Origin of the sequence: Microbacterium sp. RU33B (assembly GCF_900155915.1) — a bacterium.
In the GTDB taxonomy this organism is placed as follows: Bacteria; Actinomycetota; Actinomycetes; order Actinomycetales; family Microbacteriaceae; genus Microbacterium.
Window position 1 is genome coordinate 817,754 of the sequence record NZ_FTPO01000001.1, and the last position, 16,603, is coordinate 834,356.

Sequence of the window (16,603 nt, forward strand, 5' to 3'; positions counted from 1 at the left end):
GTCGAGATCACGTATGACGCTGCGGTGGCGTCGGTCGGAGTGCTTAGGCTGGGGGAGTGATCGACGACGACCGCACCCCTCCCCGCCGGCGCACCGCTCGGCGGATCGGGTGGAGCGTCGTCGCCCTCCTCGTCGTGGCGGCCGTGATCAGCGGGATCTTCGTTGCGGTGAGCCTCCCGCGAGCATCCACCGATCTCGCCGACGCCCCCGCGGGCTCCCTCCGCGTCGACACCGAGGCCCGCGGCGTGTGGCAGATCGGCGGATTCTCGGTGCTCCTCGGGTCGCGGCTGCGTGTGACGCATCCGGCGGCGGAGAAGCCCGTGTGGGAGTCCCCCTCGCGCGAGGCGTTCCTGACCGCGGGTGTCGGCGACCCGTGGTTCATCGACGATCTCGGCATCCTGCGTGTCAGCGATCGCCTCGCGCAGACGTGGGGCGATCAGCGCATCCGCACGGCGTCGGTCGATGCCGACGGCGCGCTGACGCTGGACGGGACGCTGACCGATGCCGAGGGCGACGACGTGCGCTGGCAGCTGCGCTTCGCGCAGGGCGCCGAAGGCCGCCTCGACGTCGCGGCAGCGGTGTCGGGAGCTGCCGACAGGCTCTATCTGGCCGCCGCTCTCGAGGCCGACGAGGGCGTCCACGGGTTCGGCGCGCAGTCCGCCGCCTGGGACCTGCGCGGCCAGCGCCTCGCGCTCGTCCCGCGCGAGCAGGGCATCGGGCGCGGTGCGCAGCCCCTCTCGTTCCTCGTCGATCTCCAGGCATCCGCGGCCGGCGGTCACGACACGACGTATCTCGTCAGCGGCGTCAACGTCACCGACCAGGCGCGCAGCTTCGCGTACCGCGGAGACGCGATCGCCTCGGTCGATCTGCGCCCCGTCGACCGCATGATCTGGGAGGTCTGGGCGGCGGAGGCCGAGTTCTCGTTCGCCGCGGCATCCGAGCCGGTGAACGCCCTGACGGTGCAGGCGACGTGGACCGGAGCCGCTCCGGCACCGCCGATCTGGGCGTCGCGCGGACTCATCGCGGGCCTCCAGGGCGGCACGCGGGAGGTGCGCGAGAAGCTCGCCGCGCTGCAGGAGGCGGGCACGCCGATCGCGGCCGTCTGGCTCCAGGACTGGGTCGGCGGCCGCTCGACGGACTTCGGCGAGCGCCTGCAGTGGAACTGGACCCTCGACCGGGATCTGTACCCGGAGTGGGACGAGTTCGTGGCCGAGCTCCAGGCGCAGGGGATCAACGTACTGACCTACGTCAACCCCTCGCTCTCGGAGGACAGCGGCGCCGCGGCGGCCGCGCGCGGGGGGCGCGACCTGTACGCGGAGGCGGAGGCGGCGGGATTCCTCGCCCTCGACGAGGACGGCGAGGTTCTGCAGACCGACCAGCACGGGTTCCTCGCGGCCGCCGTCGACCTGTCGGACGAGGCCGCTCGGGAGTGGCTGGCGCAGGCGATCGCCGACGAGGCCGTCGCCGCGAAGGCGTCGGGGTGGATGGCCGACTTCGCGGAAGGGCCCCCGCCGGAGGCGCGACTCCAGGGAGGGCTCGGCATCGACTGGCGCGTGCGGTGGCCCGTGCTGTGGCAGCAGGTCAACACGCGGGCGCTCGAGCTGTCGGGCCTGGGCGCGGAGGGCCTCGTGTGGCATCGGAGCGGAACGGCGGCGTCGGCCGGCGCGGCCGACGCGCTGTGGATGGGCGATCAGATGCAGGACTGGTCCGCTGAAGACGGACTGCGCTCCATGATCGCGATCACGCAGTCGCTGTCGGCGAGCGGGATGGCGCAGGTGCACGGCGACATCGGCGGCTACACGAGCATCGACCTGCCGCTCCTGCCCGACGTCGTCCGCGACGACGAGCTCCTCGTGCGGTGGGCCGAGGCATCCCTCCTGCAGCCCCTGTTCCGCACGCACGAGGGGAACAGGCCGGATGCCGCGGCCCAGGTCGCCGGCGAATCCCGCGTCGCCCGCCAGGTCGGAAGGCTCGCGCGGCTGTTCGCCGCGCTGAGCGGCGAGCGCGCGCGCCTGTGGGCGGACGGGCCGCTTGCGACGGCCGCTCAGCATCCGTGGATGCTGAGCCCGTCGGACCGCCTGCTCGCACAGGGCTCGGCTGATGACGAGCTGCAGCTCGGGCCGGATCTGCTGCTCGCCCCCGTCCTCCAGTCCGACACCGATTCGATCGCGGTGACGTTTCCGCCGGGCCGCTGGACGCACGTGTGGACCGGCGCCGTCTACGGCAACCCCGCCGGGGTGACGCAGAGTCTCGTCTCGGCGCCTCTCGGCCGGCCCGCACTGTTCGCTCGCGCCGACACGTCCGTCGCCGCAGAGCTCGCCGCGTTCATCGCCGCCGAAGACGCGGAAGGATGATCGAGGGGGATCACCGCCCCGAGGAAGGACGTCCCGTCGTGACCGATGCGCTGCGCGAAGCCGCCGTGACCATGACCGCCGTGCGCGACCGCTGCGTGTGGACCCAGCAGATCGATCACCGGGCGCTCGTCCCGTACCTCGAGGAGGAGAGCGCGGAGCTCATCGACGCCGTCGAGGCGGGATCCCGGGCAGAGCTCCGCGAAGAGCTCGGCGATCTGCTGTGGCAGGTGCTGTTCCACGCCGAGATCGCCTCGCGCGACGCCGACGATCCGTTCGACATCGACGACGTCGCGCGCGGGCTGACCGAGAAGATGGTCCGCCGTCATCCGCACGTCTTCGCGGGGGAGACCGCCGAGACGCCCGAGCAGGTGCTCGTGCTGTGGAACGCGGCGAAAGCCGCCGAGAAGCACGAACGTCGCAGCGTGCTCGACGGCGTGAGCGAGCGCATGCCGACCCTCGCGCTCGCCCAGAAGCTCCTCGGCAAGGCCGCGACCGTCGGCCCGAGTGCGAACGCCGTGCCCGTCGAGGCATCCCCGCCGCGATCGGAGGCCGAGCTGGGAGGTGCCCTGCTCGCTCTCGTCGCGACGGCTCGGGAGAACGGGTGGGACGCCGAGCGCGCGCTGCGGGAACGGCTTCGCGCGCTCGCCGACGACATCCGGAGCGCGGAGGCGGATCTGGAACACTAGTTCCGTGGCATCCGTCAATCCTCCGCGCGGCATGCGCGACTTCCTCCCCGCCGACAAGGCCCGTCGCGAGCGCGTCCTCGCTGTCATCCGCGAGCGGTACCGCGCGCACGGCTTCGACGAGATCGAGACGCCCGTCATGGAGGAGTACGCGCGCCTTCACGCCGGCATCGGGGGTGACAACGAGAAGCTCGCCTTCAACGTGCTCAAGCGGGGGGTGGATGCCGAAGCCATCCGGGCCGCGGCCGACGACCCTGCACGCCTCGCCGACCTCGGGCTGCGCTACGACCTCACCGTGCCGCTCGCCCGGTTCTACGCGAGCCACCGGGCCGAGCTGCCCACGGTGTTCCGCTCCGTCCAGATCGCACCCGTGTGGCGTGCCGAGCGGCCGCAGAAGGGCCGATACCGGCAGTTCGTGCAGTGCGACATCGACGTGATCGGCGATGCGTCGACCCGCGCGGAGGCCGAGCTGATCGCCGCGACCCTCGACACGCTCGACGCGCTCGGGCTCGAGGGCGGCAGCGTCCGCATCAACGATCGCCGGGCGCTGGAGTGGATGCTGGGCTCGTTCGGGTTCTCCACCGACGAACAGCCCGGCGTCCTGATCACGATCGACAAGCTCGACAAGATCGGCGTCGCGGGTGTCATCGCCGAGCTCCGCGACCGCGGGGCCACCGACCATGCCGTGACCGCGTTCGAGCAGTTCACGCTGCGCCCGATGACCCTCGAGTACACCCCCTACGGCGAGCGTCAGATCCGCAAGCTCCTCCCGGCGGACGCCCCGGATGCCATCGTCGACGACCTCGTCGGCATCGGCGACGCGGTCCGGGCGGCGCGGGGAGGGGCGTCTCCCGACGTCTCGGTCGATGACATCCCCCTCGTGTTCGACCCGTTCCTCGTGCGGGGGATGGGCTACTACACGGGCACGATCTTCGAACTCGCGCACCCGTCGGTGGACTACTCGCTCGGCGGCGGCGGTCGCTACGACGGCATGATCGGGAGATTCCTCGGCCAGGACGTCCCGGCGGTCGGATTCTCGATCGGGTTCGAGCGCATCGTCGATCTGGTCGAGGAGCGCGCGGCCGACGCCGCCCGATCACTCGTCCTCGTCCACGAGCGCGATGTGCCGGTGGGAGAGCTCCTCGCGCTGAAGGCGGCCTTCGTCCGCGCCGGCGCCCGGGTGCGTCTGGAACAGCGCACGAAGAACCTCAAGGCGCTGCTGGAACGTGCGGCCTCCGACGGGTACACGGCGTTCGCGACGGTCGCAGCCGGAGCCACGCCGGAGTCGATCGAGATCAAGCCGCTCGGCTGATGTCAATAATCGCTTGACATGAGAAGACGTCAAGCGTAGGTTGACATCATGAGCGAACCGACAGCACGCAGAGACCACGCCTTCCGCCGCATCATCGGAGCAGCCCTCGCCTCCGTGGTCGTGGGTGGACTCATCGTCGTCATCGGGATCGGCCTGGACTGGGGCGGATTCGGCGGCGGACTCGCCCTCGGGGCCGGGGTCGGACTCGTCCTCGTCGGCGCGTACTTCGGTGGGTTCGCCCACGGACTCCGACAGGCCGCCACCCGCGTTTCCGCGGCGCCGGGAACGTGGCTGCCCAGCCGCGACGGCCGCGGATGACCGACCTCGCCGACGCCGTCGGTCGCGCGGTCCTGACGGCCGCCGACGTCGATCCCGAAGGCACGCTCGACCTCGACGCGCACCTCGCCCTCGTCCGCGCGAGCGCGACCGCCGAGTCGGAGGTGCGGGCCATCCTTCAGCGCTCCGTCACCGCGGCGCGGGCCGGGGGAGCGAGCTGGGCGCTGATCGGAACCCAGCTGGGGATGACGCGGCAGGCGGCGCAGCAGCGGTTCGGCGGAGCGGTCGAACCGACCCCGGCGGGCGACGCGGAGCGCTGGCTCGGACCCGTCACGGCGTTCGATGAGCTCGACGAGCTCGCCCTCGCGGGGCGCGCGGGGTGGCGCACCGTCGAGGCGGGCGTGCTCGCGCACCGGATGGTGCGCACCGACACGCAGTGGGAGCACCGGCGGATCCTGTGGCGCACGTCGCTGGCGAGCGAGGAGGCGGCGGGATGGGTCGTCGGATGCCGCGCCTTCCCGTGGATCTACCTCGTCCGCGACCTCGGAGTGCCGGTGGAGGATGCCGGAGAGTGATGTCGCAATTGTTCTAGTTGTTATAGAATAGATTCATGCTCGTCCGCATCGATCCGTCCAGCGATCAGCCGCTGTTCGCACAGCTCGCGGCCTCGATCCGCGCGGATGCGGCCACCGGTGCCCTGCGCCCCGGTGACCGCCTTCCCGCGGCTCGCGACGTCGCCGATGCGCTCGGCATCAATCTGCACACGGTGCTGCGGGCGTACCAGGAGCTGCGGGCCGAGGGACTCGTCGATCTGCGTCGCGGTCGCGGCGCGGTCGTGACCGAGGCGGCGGCTCCTCTGTCGGCGCTGCACGACGACATCCGCGCGCTCGCCGCGCGTGCGCACGCACTCGGCCTGTCCTCCGACACCCTCGCCTCGATGATCAAGGAGATGACCGCATGACCTCCGTCCGTCCCCGCAGGGCCGCCCGGCGATTCGCGCTCGTCGCGCTCGTCCTCCCCGCCGTGCTGACCCTCGTCTCGCTCATCGTCCAGTTCGTCGCGCTTCCCGCGGTGCCCTCGACGATCGCCATCCACTGGGGAGCGTCCGGCGAGGCGGACGGCTTCGCGCCTGCATGGCTGCAGCCCCTCCTCACCGCTCTCGTCGGGTTCGGCATCCCGCTGCTCATCGCCGCCTTCGCGCTCCCGGGTCTGCGGCGCGGCGACACGGGCCCGACGTATCGCCTGATGGGCACGATCGCCGCATCCGTCGCGACGCTCATGGCGGTGCTCTCCGCGTGGACACTGCTCGCGCAGCGCGGCCTGGACGACGCGGCGGATGCCCCGTCGGTGCTGCCGGGCCTGGCCTGGGCGCTCGTCGCCGCGCTCGTCGTGGCCGTCGCCGCGTGGTTCGTGCAGCCGGCCCAGCCGGCGCGCAATGCGACGTCGGTGCCGGCCGACCCGCTCGCACTGGCGCCGGGGGAGCAGGCGGTGTGGTTCGGCACCGCGGCGCTCGGGCGAGGAGCGACGCTCGTCATCGGCGGCACCTGCGCCGTGATGGTCGCCACGGCGCTCGCGGTGTGGTTCTCCGGAGCCCCGATCGCGATCTCGCTCCTTCTCGGCGGGATGACCTTCCTGCTCGTCGCGATGGCGCTCACGACGTCGGCGTTCCGCGTGCGCGTCGATGCGGAGGGATTGTGGGTCGTCGCGCTCCTCGGGTTCCCGCGCTTCCACGTGCCGCTCGCCGACGTGCGGGTCGTCGAGGTGGGTGAGGTGAGTCCGCTCGGCGAGTTCGGCGGATACGGCATCCGTTCGAGCGTCGGCGCCTTCGGCGTCGTGCTGCGTCGAGGTCCCGCGCTCACGGTCGTCCGCGCGTCGGGGCGGCGTTTCGTCGTCACCGTGGACGACGCCGCGCGCGCCGGCGCTCTCCTCGAAGCGCTCGCACGCCGCGGGTCGATCGTCGCCTGAGCCGGGGTTGACTCGTCCTGCTCGCGAATGTTGAGTGAGCACATGACCGACCCCACTCCGGATGCCTGGCGCGCCGTCGACCGCTACTTCGCCGAGACGCTCGTCGGGCACGATCCGGCGCTCGAGTCGGCGGTCGCGGCGCAGTCCGCCGCGGAACTGCCTGCCATCGAGGTCGCCCCCGTCAACGGCAAGCTCCTCCACCTCCTCGCCCACATCGCCGGCGCGCGTCGCGTGCTGGAGATCGGCACCCTCGGCGCGTACTCGACGATCTGGCTCGCCCGCGCGCTCCCCGCCGACGGCATCGTCGTCACGATCGAGGCCGAGCCCCGCACCGCCGCGGTCGCCCGCGAGAACGTGGATCGGGCGGGCGTCGGCGACCGGGTCGACATCCGCCTCGGCCGCGGGGAGCACGTCCTCCCGACCCTCGAGGGGGAGGAGCCCTTCGACCTCGTCTTCATCGACGCGGACAAGGAGTCCAACACGATCTACCTCGACTGGGCGGCCCGGCTCGGGCATCCGGGCACCGTCGTGGTCGTCGACAACGTCGGCCGCGGCGGCGACGTCGCCGATCCGCACGCGACGCGCTCCGACGTCGTGGGCACGCAGCGGGGCCTCGAGATGCTCGGCTCCGACCCCCGCTTCGACGCCACGGCGCTGCAGACCCTCGACGCCAAGGGCTGGGACGGCGTGGCGATCGCCGTCGTCGTGCGCTGCGGTCCCGCGACGGAGGCCTGAGTCGTCGCGATTTCGACGGCGGGATGCCTGTGGCCCCGGCTCGCCCGTCACTAGAGTGGACAGCGGACCGACGAAGCTCCCCGAATCCACCTCCAAAGAAACAAGGAGTCCTCCGTGGCACTTATCGAGGCAGTCAACGCGCGCGAGATCCTCGACTCGCGCGGCAACCCGACCGTGGAAGTGGAGGTGCTGCTCGACGACGGGATCGTCCAGCGCGCAGCCGTCCCCTCCGGCGCGTCGACGGGCGCCTTCGAGGCGTACGAGCTGCGCGACGGCGACAAGAAGCGCTACGGCGGCAAGGGCGTCCTGAAGGCCGTCGCGGCCGTCATCGACGAGCTCGGACCGGCGATCGAGGGCGTCGACGCCAGCGAGCAGCGCATCATCGACGAGATCCTCATCGAGACCGACGGAACCGAGAACAAGTCGCGCGCGGGTGCGAACGCCATCCTCGGCGTGTCGCTGGCCGTCGCCAAGGCCGCAGCCGACAGCGCCGACCTGCCCCTGTTCCGCTACCTCGGCGGCCCCAACGCGCACGTGCTGCCCGTCCCGCTGTTCAACGTCATCAACGGCGGATCGCACGCCGACAACGGCATCGACTGCCAGGAGTTCTTCCTCGCCCCCATCGGCGCGTCGAGCTTCGCCGAGGCGCTGCGCTGGGGCGCCGAGACCTACCACGTGCTCCACAGCGAGCTGAAGGCCGCGGGCTACGCCACGGGCCTCGGCGACGAGGGCGGGTTCGCCCCCGACCTGGGGAGCAACCGCGAAGGCCTCGACTTCCTCGTGAAGGCCATCGAGAAGGCCGGCTTCACGGTCGGGTCCGACATCGCCCTGGGCATGGACGTCGCCGCCACGGAGTTCTTCAACGACGGCGTGTACCGCTTCGAGAACAAGGACTGGTCGGCTGAGAAGCTCACGGACTACTACGTCGACCTCGTCGACAACTACCCGATCGTCACGATCGAGGACGCCCTCGCCGAGGACGACTGGGATGCCTGGAAGGCCCTCACCGAGAAGCTCGGCGTGAAGACGCAGCTCGTCGGCGACGACCTGTTCGTCACCAACCCGGGGCGCCTGCGCAAGGGCATCGACCTCGGCATCGCGAACTCGCTGCTGGTCAAGGTCAACCAGATCGGCACGCTGTCGGAGACGCTCGACGCCGTCGACATGGCACACCGGGCGGGCTACACCTCGATGTTCTCGCACCGCTCGGGCGAGACCGAGGACACGACGATCGCCGACCTCGTCGTCGCGACCAACTCGGGTCAGATCAAGAGCGGCGCGCCCGCTCGCAGCGAGCGCGTCGCGAAATACAATCAGCTTCTGCGCATCGAGGAGGAGCTGGGCGATGCCGGTGAGTTCATCGGCCGTGCAGCGTTCCCGCGCTTCAAGGGCTGACGCGCACACGCGCTGAGACGAAAGGGGGAGCCGTGGTCAAGACGACGGCTCCCTCTTCCGTTCCCGCTGCGGGAGCCTGTGCCCGCCGCACGCCGCGGGAGAAGCGGTCGGTCGACGTGCGCGGATGGCTCGGAGGCATCCGTCTCTCGGGCTTCATGGTGGTGATGCTCGGCCTCGTCGTCCTCGCCGCCTTCGTGCTGGTGCCCACGATCGGCACGTATCTCGACCAGCGTCGGCAGGTGGCAGCCCTCGAGGAGGCCGTCGCGCTCGGACGCGACCAGGTCGAAGCCCTCGAGGCGCAGCGCGAGCGGTGGAAGGACCCCGCCTACATCACGACGCAGGCGCGTGAGCGTCTCTACTACGTCAAGCCGGGCGAGGTCGTCTACCTCGTCGACGACGACCTGCCGGTGTCCGAGACGCCGCAGGAGCACGCGGCGGTGAGCGACGATGTCGAGCGAACGCAGACCGACTGGATGACGCAGCTCGTGCGCTCGGTCACCGCGGCCGGGGTCTCCCAGACGGTCACCGCGCCCTCGATCGGCATCCCCGACGTGGTGCCCACGGAGACTCCCGCGCCCTGACCGGTCACGTGATCGGGTGGGTCACAGGCGGCGGCCGGTACCCTGGAATCGTGACCACGCCGCCCTTCGCCCCCGTGAGCGACGCCGATCTGACCGTTCTGCACGAACAGCTCGGACGCCCGGCGCGCGGAGTGGTCGGCATCGCAGCCCGCTGCGTGTGCGGCAACCCCACGGTCGTGGCCACGACGCCGCGGCTGCCCGACGGGTCGCCCTTCCCGACGTTCTACTACCTCACGCATCCCGGTGCCACAGCGGCGATGTCGATGCTCGAGGCCGACCACATCATGCGGGAGCTGCAGGACGGTCTCGCGGACGACGACCTCCGCGCCGCGTACACCGCGGCCCATGAGGCGTACCTCGCCGACCGTGCGCAGTACGGCGTCGTCGACGAGATCGACGGCATCTCCGCCGGCGGGATGCCGACACGTGTCAAGTGCCTCCACGCCCTCGCCGGTCATGCGCTCGCCGCCGGGCCCGGCGTGAACCCCATCGGCGACCGTGCACTGGAGATGTCGATCTGGTCGCCCGACCGCTGCGTCTGCGCGACGCCCGGAGGGGCGACGGGAGAGGCGGGAGCCGGATGACGCGGATGGCGGCGCTGATCGCCGCGGCGCTGGCGGCCTGTCTGCTCGCCACCGCGCCGACGGCGGCATCCGCCGTCACGGTGAACCCCGACCCCGTGCGCGCGGCCGAGTACTGGCTCGCGGACTACGGGATAACCGACGCGTGGGCGACGACACGAGGCGCAGGCGTGCGGATCGCGATCATCGACACCGGCATCGGCAAGGGGCCGATCGAGTTCGTCGGCGCCGTCGTGGACGGCACCGACGTGTCGGGCAAGGGCTCCTCCGACGGCCGCACGCCCGTCGGCGCGGTGGATGCGAATCACGGCAGCTGGGTGGGCTCCCTCGCGGCGGCCCGCGGCACGGGCCCCGACACGGGCATGATCGGCGTGGCGCCCGAGGCCGACCTGCTCGCGATCTCGGTGGGATTCGGCTCGGCGGCGACGATCCCGTTCGCCGAGCAGATCGCGACGGCGGTGCGCTGGGCGGTCGACAACGGCGCCGACGTCATCAACCTGTCGCTGACGACCAACACGCCCGACTGGGACGAGAGCTGGGACGACGCGTTCCTCTACGCCTACGAGAACGACGTCGTCGTCGTGGTCGCGGCGGGCAACCGGGGGAGCGGCACGAATCGCGTGGGCGCGCCCGCGACCATCCCGGGCGTTCTCACGGTGGGCGGCGTCGACCCGCAGGGACGCGCCAGCGTCGAGGCATCCACGCAGGGCATCACGATCGGCGTCTCGGCCCCGAGCGAGAAGCTGCTCGGGGTCTCCGCCGACGGACAGCTCGTCGAGTGGAACGGCACGAGCGGGGCCGCTCCCATCGTCGCGGGGATCGCCGCGCTCGTGCGCGCGGCCCACCCCGACCTCGATGCGAACAACGTGATCAACCGCATCGTCCGCACGGCCCGGCCTGCCGCGGGTGCCGGATCCGGCCGCGACCCGCTGTACGGCTACGGGCTCGTCGATGCCGCAGCCGCCGTGACGGCGACCGTGGCGCCCGTGTCGGCGAATCCGATGGGGAGTCTCTCCGAGTGGATCCGCCTCTACCGGCGAGCGGATGCCGGTCCCGCCCCCGTCCCCACCGTCGAGCCCGTCGTGCTCGATCCGCTTCCCGAGGCGGATCCGGTCAGTCGCCCGACGTCGCCCCTCCTGCCGACCACCGACACCCTCCTCTACGGCACGGTGCCGCTCGCGGGCGGCACCCTCGCCGCTATAATGGTGGGGCTCGGCGTCACCGCTGCTGTCCGACGCATCCGATCGGCGCGCACATCCGGCACGTCGAGCCGTTGAACCGAGGAGTTCACCCCATCGTGTCCAGCACTCCTGCCGTGCCCAAGATCCTGATCGTCGGAGGCGGCTACGCCGGCTTCTACACCGCCTGGAAGCTCGAGAAGCACCTCCGCAAGGGCGAGGCAGAGGTCACGATGGTCGACCCGCTGCCCTACATGACGTACCAGCCGTTCCTCCCCGAGGTCGCCGCGGGCGAGATCGAAGCGCGGCACATCGTCGTCGGACACCGTCGCCACCTCAAGCGCACGAAGGTCGTCACGGCGAAGGTCACCGGGATCGACCACGCGAACAAGACGGCCACGATCACGCCCGAAGAGGGCGCGCCGTGGGAGATCGAGTACGACCAGATCGTCGTGACCGCGGGCGCGGTCTCGCGCACGTTCCCGATCCCCGGCATCGCCGACAACGCCATCGGACTCAAGACGATCGAGGAGGCCGTCGCGATCCGCGACCGCCTGCTCGGCAACTTCGACAAGGCCGCGAACCTTCCTCCGGGTCCCGAGCGCGATCGCCTCCTCACGGTGGTCGTCGTGGGTGGCGGATTCGCCGGCATCGAGGTGTTCGCCGAGCTGCGCGCCTTCGCGTCGTCGCTGCTGCGCGTGTACCCGCAGCTCTCGTTCGAAGACACGCACTTCCACCTCATCGAGGCCATGGGCCGCATCATGCCCGAGGTGTCGCTGAAGACCAGCGAGTGGGTCCTCAAGGACCTCGCCAAGCGCGGCGCGAACGTGCACCTCGACACCCAGGTCACCGGCGCCGTCGACGGCGTCATCGAGCTCTCCACCGGCGAGTCGCTTCCGAGCGACCTCATCATCTGGACGGCCGGCGTCATGGCGAACCCGACCGTCGTCCGCGGCGGCGATCTGCCCGTCGAGGAGCGCGGCCGGATCGCGACCCGCGCCGACCTCCGCGTCGGCACGGTCGACGAGGTCGTCGAGGGAGCCTGGGCCGCCGGCGACGTCTCAGCGGTTCCCGACCTCACGGGCAAGGGTGTGGGCGGTTACTGCGTTCCGAACGCCCAGCACGCCGTGCGCCAGGCCAAGCTCCTCGCGAAGAACCTCACGGCGGTGCTGCGCGGAGAGCTTCCGCAGGAGTACATCCACCACAACCTCGGCGCGGTCGCCGGTCTGGGTCTCTACAACGGCGTGTTCCAGTCGGGCAACATCGCGCTGAAGGGCCTGATCGCCTGGTTCGCGCACCGCGGGTACCACGGCATGGCGATGCCCTCGTGGGAGCGCAAGTGGCGCGTCGTCGGCGACTGGTGGCACAACTTCTGGCTCGGTCGCGACAACGTGTCGCTCGCAACGGTCCAGAACCCCCGCTACGTGTTCGAGGAGTTCGCCGCGCGTCCTCGGCCCGCCGCGCCGGTCGAGCCGCAGCAGCCGGCCATCGACCCGAAGAGCGTCGTCGGGGAGGACGCCCCCGTCGCCGGGGCGAAGGCCGAGAAGGAGCCCGCGAAGGCTCCGGTAGCCGGCTGACAGCTCCCGCTCCCGCCTCCCGGCGCGGCTATCGTGGGCTCGGGCCCCCGTAGCCCAATGGCAGAGGCAGGCGACTTAAAATCGCTTCAGTCCGGGTTCGAGTCCCGGCGGGGGTACGCAGACACACGAATGCCCTGACGCCTCGGCGTCAGGGCATTCGTTCTCCGTCCGGTCAGGTGGCGTCGTCGGCCGTGACCCCCACCGACGCTGCGGCCGAGCCCGGCTCGGCGCCCACGAGCGCCTCCTCGGCATCCGGGTCCTGCGCGGCCTGCTCGAACTGCGACTGGTACAGCCGCCAGTACGCCCCCTGGGCGGCGATCAGCTCGTCGTGCGAGCCCTTCTCGACGATGTCGCCATGCTCCATCACGAGGATCAGGTCGGCGTCGCGGATCGTCGACAGACGGTGCGCGATCACGAACGACGTGCGTCCGTCGCGGAGCGCCGCCATCGCGTGCTGCAGCAGCAGCTCGGTGCGGGTGTCGACCGACGACGTGGCCTCGTCGAGGATGAGCACCGAGGGCTGGGCGACGAAGGCGCGGGCGATCGTGATCAGCTGCTTCTCTCCGGCCGACACATTCGACGCGTCTTCGTCGAGCACGGTGTCGTACCCGTCGGGAAGCGAGTGCACGAACCGGTCGACGCGGGTGGCGCGGGCGGCCTCGAGGATCTCCTCGTCGGTGGCCGACGCGCGTCCGTAGCGGATGTTGTCGCGGATCGTGCCGGCGAACAGCCACGGGTCCTGCAGCACCATGCCCGTGCGCGAACGCACGTCGTCGCGCCTGAGCTCGGCGATGTCTTGGCCGTCGAGCAGGATCCGCCCGCCGTCGAGCTCGTAGAAGCGCATGATCAGGTTGACCAGCGTCGTCTTGCCTGCGCCCGTGGGTCCGACGATCGCCACCGTCTGACCCGGCTCGACGCGGAACGACAGGTCGGTGATGAGCGGGCGATCGGGCGTGTACGCGAAGCGCACGTTCTCGAACTCGATCACGCCGTCGCCGTCGACGAGCGGGGGAGCGTCGGCGGAGTCGGGCTCCTGCTCCTCGGCATCCAGCAGCTCGAACACGCGCTCCGCGGACGCGGTGCCCGACTGGATGACGGCGGCCATCCCGCCGAGCTCCGAGAGGGGCTGCGTGAACTGCTGCGAGTACTGGATGAAGGCCTGCACGTCGCCGAGGCGGAGATTGCCGCTGGCGACCATGAGTCCGCCGAGCACGGCGATGCCGACGTAGGTGAGGTTTCCGATGAACATCATGCCGGGCATGATCATGCCGGAGAGGAACTGGGCCTTGAAGGCGGCCTCGTAGAGCTCTTCGTTCTCGACCTGGAACTTCGCGCGCGAGTCCACCTCGCGGCCGTAGACCTTGACCAGTGCGTGTCCGGAGAACGACTCCTCGACGCGGGCGTTGAGGCGCCCGACCTTGCGCCACTGGAGGCCGAAGGCCTTCTGCGACTTCGGGCCGATGACGCCGAAGATCACCGCCATCAGAGGGAGGGAGACGAGCGCGACGAGGGCGAGCTGCCACGAGATCGAGAACATCATGAACAGCACGCCGACGACCGTGAGCACCGAGGTCACCACCGTCGACAGGGACTGCTGCATCGTCTGGGTGATGTTGTCGATGTCGTTGGTGACACGGGAGATGAGCTCTCCGCGCTGCACCTTGTCGAAGTACGACAGGGGGAGCCGGTTGATCTTCGCCTCGACGGACTCGCGCAGGCGCCACATCGTGCGCACCATGATGACGTTGATGACGTAGCCCTGCACCCAGTTCAGGAACGACGACGCGATGTAGATGCCCATCACCCAGAGAACGACGACGCGCAGACGGTCGAAGTCGACGCCCGCCCCGACGGCGAAGCCGTTCATCGCGCCGACGATGTTGGCCAGATCGGTCTGACCGCCGCCCTGGAGCGCGCTCACGACGTCGGCCTGAGACGTGCCGGCCGGGAACTGCTCGCCCAGCTGCAGGGAGATGACTCCCTCGAAGATGATGTTCGTCGCCTCGCCGAGGATCTTGGGCGCGATGACGGCGAGCACGACGCCCATCGCACCGAGGATCGACACGAACGTGAAGGCGGCGGCGTGCGGCTTCAGCAGCCCCACGAGGCGTGCGAAGCTCTTGCCGAAGTTCGCGGCCTTGCCGGGCGCGACGCTGTCCCAGTCGCCGGAGGTGAGGCGCGCCTGCTCGGCGAGCTCGAGTTCGAGGCGCTCCTCTTCGGTCAGGAGGTCGGGAGTGCTCATGCCTCCACCCCCAGCTGCGACTCGACGATCTCGCGATACGTCTCGCTCGTCGCGAGGAGCTCCTCGTGGGTGCCGAGTCCCACCATCCGGCCGTCGTCGAGCACGACGATGCGGTCGGCCTCGGTGACGGTCGAGATGCGCTGGGCGACGACGATCTTGGTCACCTCAGGCAGCTCCCTCCACAGCGCCTGACGCAGACGGGCATCTGTCGTCAGATCCAGCGCCGAGAACGAGTCGTCGAACACCAGGATGTCGGGCTGGTGCACGATCGCGCGGGCGATCGCGAGACGCTGGCGCTGACCGCCCGACACGTTCGTGCCGCCCTGCGAGATGCGGGCCTCGAGCCGACCGTCCATCTCGCGCACGAAGTCGGCGCCCTGTGCGATCTCGAGCGCGTGCCACAGCTCCGCGTCGGTGGCCTCTTCGCGCCCGAACCGGAGGTTCGAGGCGATCGTGCCGGTGAACAGGAACGGACGCTGCGGGACGAGGCCGATCGAACTCCACAGCCGATCGAGGTCGGCCCGGCGCACATCCACGCCGCCGACGCGCACTTCGCCTCCCGTGACGTCGAACAGGCGGGGGATGAGCGATATGAGAGTGGTCTTGCCGGATCCGGTCGAGCCGACGATCGCGACGGTCTCGCCACGCGCCGCGCCGAAGCTGATGCCCTGGAGCACGGGCGACTCGGCGCCGGGATAGCTGAACTCGACCCCGTCGAACTGCACGGTGCCGGGGGCGTCGAACACGCTCACCGGGTTCTCCGGCCGGATGAGCGTGGTCTCGCTGTCGAGCACCTCCCCGATGCGCTCGGCTGAGACCGCCGCGCGGGGGATCATGATCGTCATGAACGTCGCCATCAGGACGCCCATCAGGATCTGACCCACGTACTGCATGAAGGCGAACAGCGTGCCGATCTCGACCGTGCCGGCGTTCACCTGGATGCCGCCGAACCAGATGACCCCGATGACCGTGAGGTTCAGCACGAGCATGGCGGCCGGGAACATCAGCACGAACAGCGAACCCACCTTGCGACCCACGATCATGATGTCGGTGTTCGCTCCGCGGAAGCGCTCCTCTTCGATGGGCTCGCGCACGAAGGCGCGCACCACGCGCACCCCCGTGAGCTGTTCCCGCATGATGCGGTTGACGGCGTCGAGCTTGGTCTGGAAGCTGCGGAAGAGCGGCACCATGCGGCTGATGAGGATCGCGACGAAGACGAGCAGCACCGGCACCGACACCGCGATCAGCCAGCTGAGGCCGACGTCCTGCTGCAGCGCCATGATGATGCCGCCGATCGCGAGCAGGGGAGCGGTGACGAGCATCGTCGCGCCCATCATCGCGAGCATCTGCACCTGCTGCACGTCGTTGGTGTTGCGGGTGATGAGCGAGCCGGGGCCGAACGTGGAGACCTCGCGCTCGGAGAACCCGCTGACGCGCTCGTAGACGTCGCGGCGGATGTCGCGACCCGCGCCCATCGCCGCGCGCGCGGCGAAGTAGGTCGCGATGACCGAGGCGACGATCTGGCCGAGCGAGATCGCGAGCATGAACGACCCTGTCGACCAGATGTAGGCGGTGTCGCCGCGCGCGACGCCCTGGTCGATGATGTCGGCGTTGAGGCGCGGCAGATAGAGCGATGCCATCGCGGAGGCGAACTGGAAGACGAGGATGCCGACCAGAAGCCAGCGATACGTCTTCAGATAGCGGATGAGGAGTCGTGCGAGCAC

General features: G+C 70.5%; 15 protein-coding genes and 1 tRNA gene. 14 read left to right on the forward strand and 2 right to left on the reverse strand.

Going from position 1 to position 16,603, the window contains the following annotated elements; genetic code table 11:
- Positions 1-56 precede the first annotated feature (56 nt).
- From B0B14_RS04005 to B0B14_RS04070, 14 genes are all read left to right on the forward strand, one after another.
- The gene (locus B0B14_RS04005) at positions 57-2,354 is read left to right on the forward strand and encodes a TIM-barrel domain-containing protein (protein ID WP_076680204.1); all 2,298 of its coding nucleotides are present in this window, start codon (positions 57-59) and stop codon (positions 2,352-2,354) included.
- Positions 2,351-3,040 (forward strand): nucleoside triphosphate pyrophosphohydrolase, encoded by a 690-nt coding sequence (locus B0B14_RS04010; protein WP_076680205.1) that lies wholly within the window; start codon positions 2,351-2,353, stop codon positions 3,038-3,040. The genes B0B14_RS04005 and B0B14_RS04010 overlap by 4 nt, the downstream gene beginning before the upstream one ends.
- 31 nt (positions 3,041-3,071) lie before the next feature.
- On the forward strand, positions 3,072-4,349 hold the full coding sequence (locus B0B14_RS04015) for a histidine--tRNA ligase (protein WP_218642070.1): 1,278 nt from the start codon (positions 3,072-3,074) through the stop codon (positions 4,347-4,349).
- A 48-nt stretch (positions 4,350-4,397) separates the two neighbouring features.
- Positions 4,398-4,667, forward strand: coding sequence for a hypothetical protein (locus tag B0B14_RS04020; RefSeq protein WP_076680207.1), 270 nt, complete (start codon positions 4,398-4,400; stop codon positions 4,665-4,667).
- The gene (locus B0B14_RS04025) at positions 4,664-5,200 is read left to right on the forward strand and encodes a hypothetical protein (protein WP_076680208.1); all 537 of its coding nucleotides are present in this window, start codon (positions 4,664-4,666) and stop codon (positions 5,198-5,200) included. Before B0B14_RS04020 ends, B0B14_RS04025 begins: the two co-directional genes overlap by 4 nt.
- A gap of 35 nt (positions 5,201-5,235) precedes the next feature.
- Positions 5,236-5,586: a GntR family transcriptional regulator gene (locus tag B0B14_RS04030; RefSeq protein WP_076680209.1), complete on the forward strand. Its 351-nt coding sequence runs from the start codon at positions 5,236-5,238 to the stop codon at positions 5,584-5,586.
- A complete protein-coding gene (locus tag B0B14_RS04035; protein WP_076680210.1) occupies positions 5,583-6,590 on the forward strand; it encodes a DUF1648 domain-containing protein in 1,008 nt (335 codons plus the stop codon). The genes B0B14_RS04030 and B0B14_RS04035 overlap by 4 nt, the downstream gene beginning before the upstream one ends.
- A 42-nt stretch (positions 6,591-6,632) precedes the next feature.
- The gene (locus B0B14_RS04040) at positions 6,633-7,325 is read left to right on the forward strand and encodes an O-methyltransferase (RefSeq protein ID WP_076680211.1); all 693 of its coding nucleotides are present in this window, start codon (positions 6,633-6,635) and stop codon (positions 7,323-7,325) included.
- Between the two features lie 114 nt (positions 7,326-7,439).
- Positions 7,440-8,720, forward strand: a complete 1,281-nt coding sequence (gene eno, locus B0B14_RS04045) for a phosphopyruvate hydratase (protein ID WP_076680212.1) — start codon at positions 7,440-7,442, stop codon at positions 8,718-8,720.
- Positions 8,721-8,752: 32 nt separating this feature from the next.
- A complete protein-coding gene (locus B0B14_RS04050; protein ID WP_256714248.1) occupies positions 8,753-9,301 on the forward strand; it encodes an FtsB family cell division protein in 549 nt (182 codons plus the stop codon).
- 50 nt (positions 9,302-9,351) lie between these two features.
- A complete protein-coding gene (locus tag B0B14_RS04055; protein ID WP_076680213.1) occupies positions 9,352-9,885 on the forward strand; it encodes a DUF501 domain-containing protein in 534 nt (177 codons plus the stop codon).
- Positions 9,882-11,159 carry a S8 family serine peptidase gene (locus B0B14_RS04060; RefSeq protein ID WP_076680214.1) on the forward strand — a complete coding sequence of 426 codons (1,278 nt, stop codon included), beginning with the start codon at positions 9,882-9,884 and terminating at the stop codon, positions 11,157-11,159. The genes B0B14_RS04055 and B0B14_RS04060 overlap by 4 nt, the downstream gene beginning before the upstream one ends.
- A gap of 38 nt (positions 11,160-11,197) precedes the next feature.
- Positions 11,198-12,637: an NAD(P)/FAD-dependent oxidoreductase gene (locus B0B14_RS04065; RefSeq protein WP_076680215.1), complete on the forward strand. Its 1,440-nt coding sequence runs from the start codon at positions 11,198-11,200 to the stop codon at positions 12,635-12,637.
- Between the two features lie 43 nt (positions 12,638-12,680).
- A tRNA-Leu gene (locus tag B0B14_RS04070) sits at positions 12,681-12,753 on the forward strand.
- A 56-nt stretch (positions 12,754-12,809) separates the two neighbouring features.
- Here the strand turns inward: B0B14_RS04070 and B0B14_RS04075 are convergent.
- Complete coding sequence (locus tag B0B14_RS04075) at positions 12,810-14,879, reverse strand: ABC transporter ATP-binding protein (RefSeq protein ID WP_076680216.1); 2,070 nt, start codon at positions 14,877-14,879, stop codon at positions 12,810-12,812.
- The gene (locus B0B14_RS04080) at positions 14,876-16,603 is read right to left on the reverse strand and encodes an ABC transporter ATP-binding protein (protein ID WP_076681262.1); all 1,728 of its coding nucleotides are present in this window, start codon (positions 16,601-16,603) and stop codon (positions 14,876-14,878) included. The genes B0B14_RS04075 and B0B14_RS04080 overlap by 4 nt, the downstream gene beginning before the upstream one ends.

What these genes read in the sequence shown, in the direction of transcription:
- B0B14_RS04075 (WP_076680216.1), bottom strand. Translation starts at nt 14,879, where the DNA reads ATGAGCACTCCCGACCTCCTGACCGAAGAGGAGCGCCTCGAACTCGAG.
- B0B14_RS04020 (WP_076680207.1), top strand. Translation starts at nt 4,398, where the DNA reads ATGAGCGAACCGACAGCACGCAGAGACCACGCCTTCCGCCGCATCATC.
- B0B14_RS04040 (WP_076680211.1), top strand. Translation starts at nt 6,633, where the DNA reads ATGACCGACCCCACTCCGGATGCCTGGCGCGCCGTCGACCGCTACTTC.
- B0B14_RS04060 (WP_076680214.1), top strand. Translation starts at nt 9,882, where the DNA reads ATGACGCGGATGGCGGCGCTGATCGCCGCGGCGCTGGCGGCCTGTCTG.
- B0B14_RS04030 (WP_076680209.1), top strand. Translation starts at nt 5,236, where the DNA reads ATGCTCGTCCGCATCGATCCGTCCAGCGATCAGCCGCTGTTCGCACAG.
- B0B14_RS04035 (WP_076680210.1), top strand. Translation starts at nt 5,583, where the DNA reads ATGACCTCCGTCCGTCCCCGCAGGGCCGCCCGGCGATTCGCGCTCGTC.
- B0B14_RS04015 (WP_218642070.1), top strand. Translation starts at nt 3,072, where the DNA reads ATGCGCGACTTCCTCCCCGCCGACAAGGCCCGTCGCGAGCGCGTCCTC.
- B0B14_RS04010 (WP_076680205.1), top strand. Translation starts at nt 2,351, where the DNA reads ATGATCGAGGGGGATCACCGCCCCGAGGAAGGACGTCCCGTCGTGACC.
- B0B14_RS04025 (WP_076680208.1), top strand. Translation starts at nt 4,664, where the DNA reads ATGACCGACCTCGCCGACGCCGTCGGTCGCGCGGTCCTGACGGCCGCC.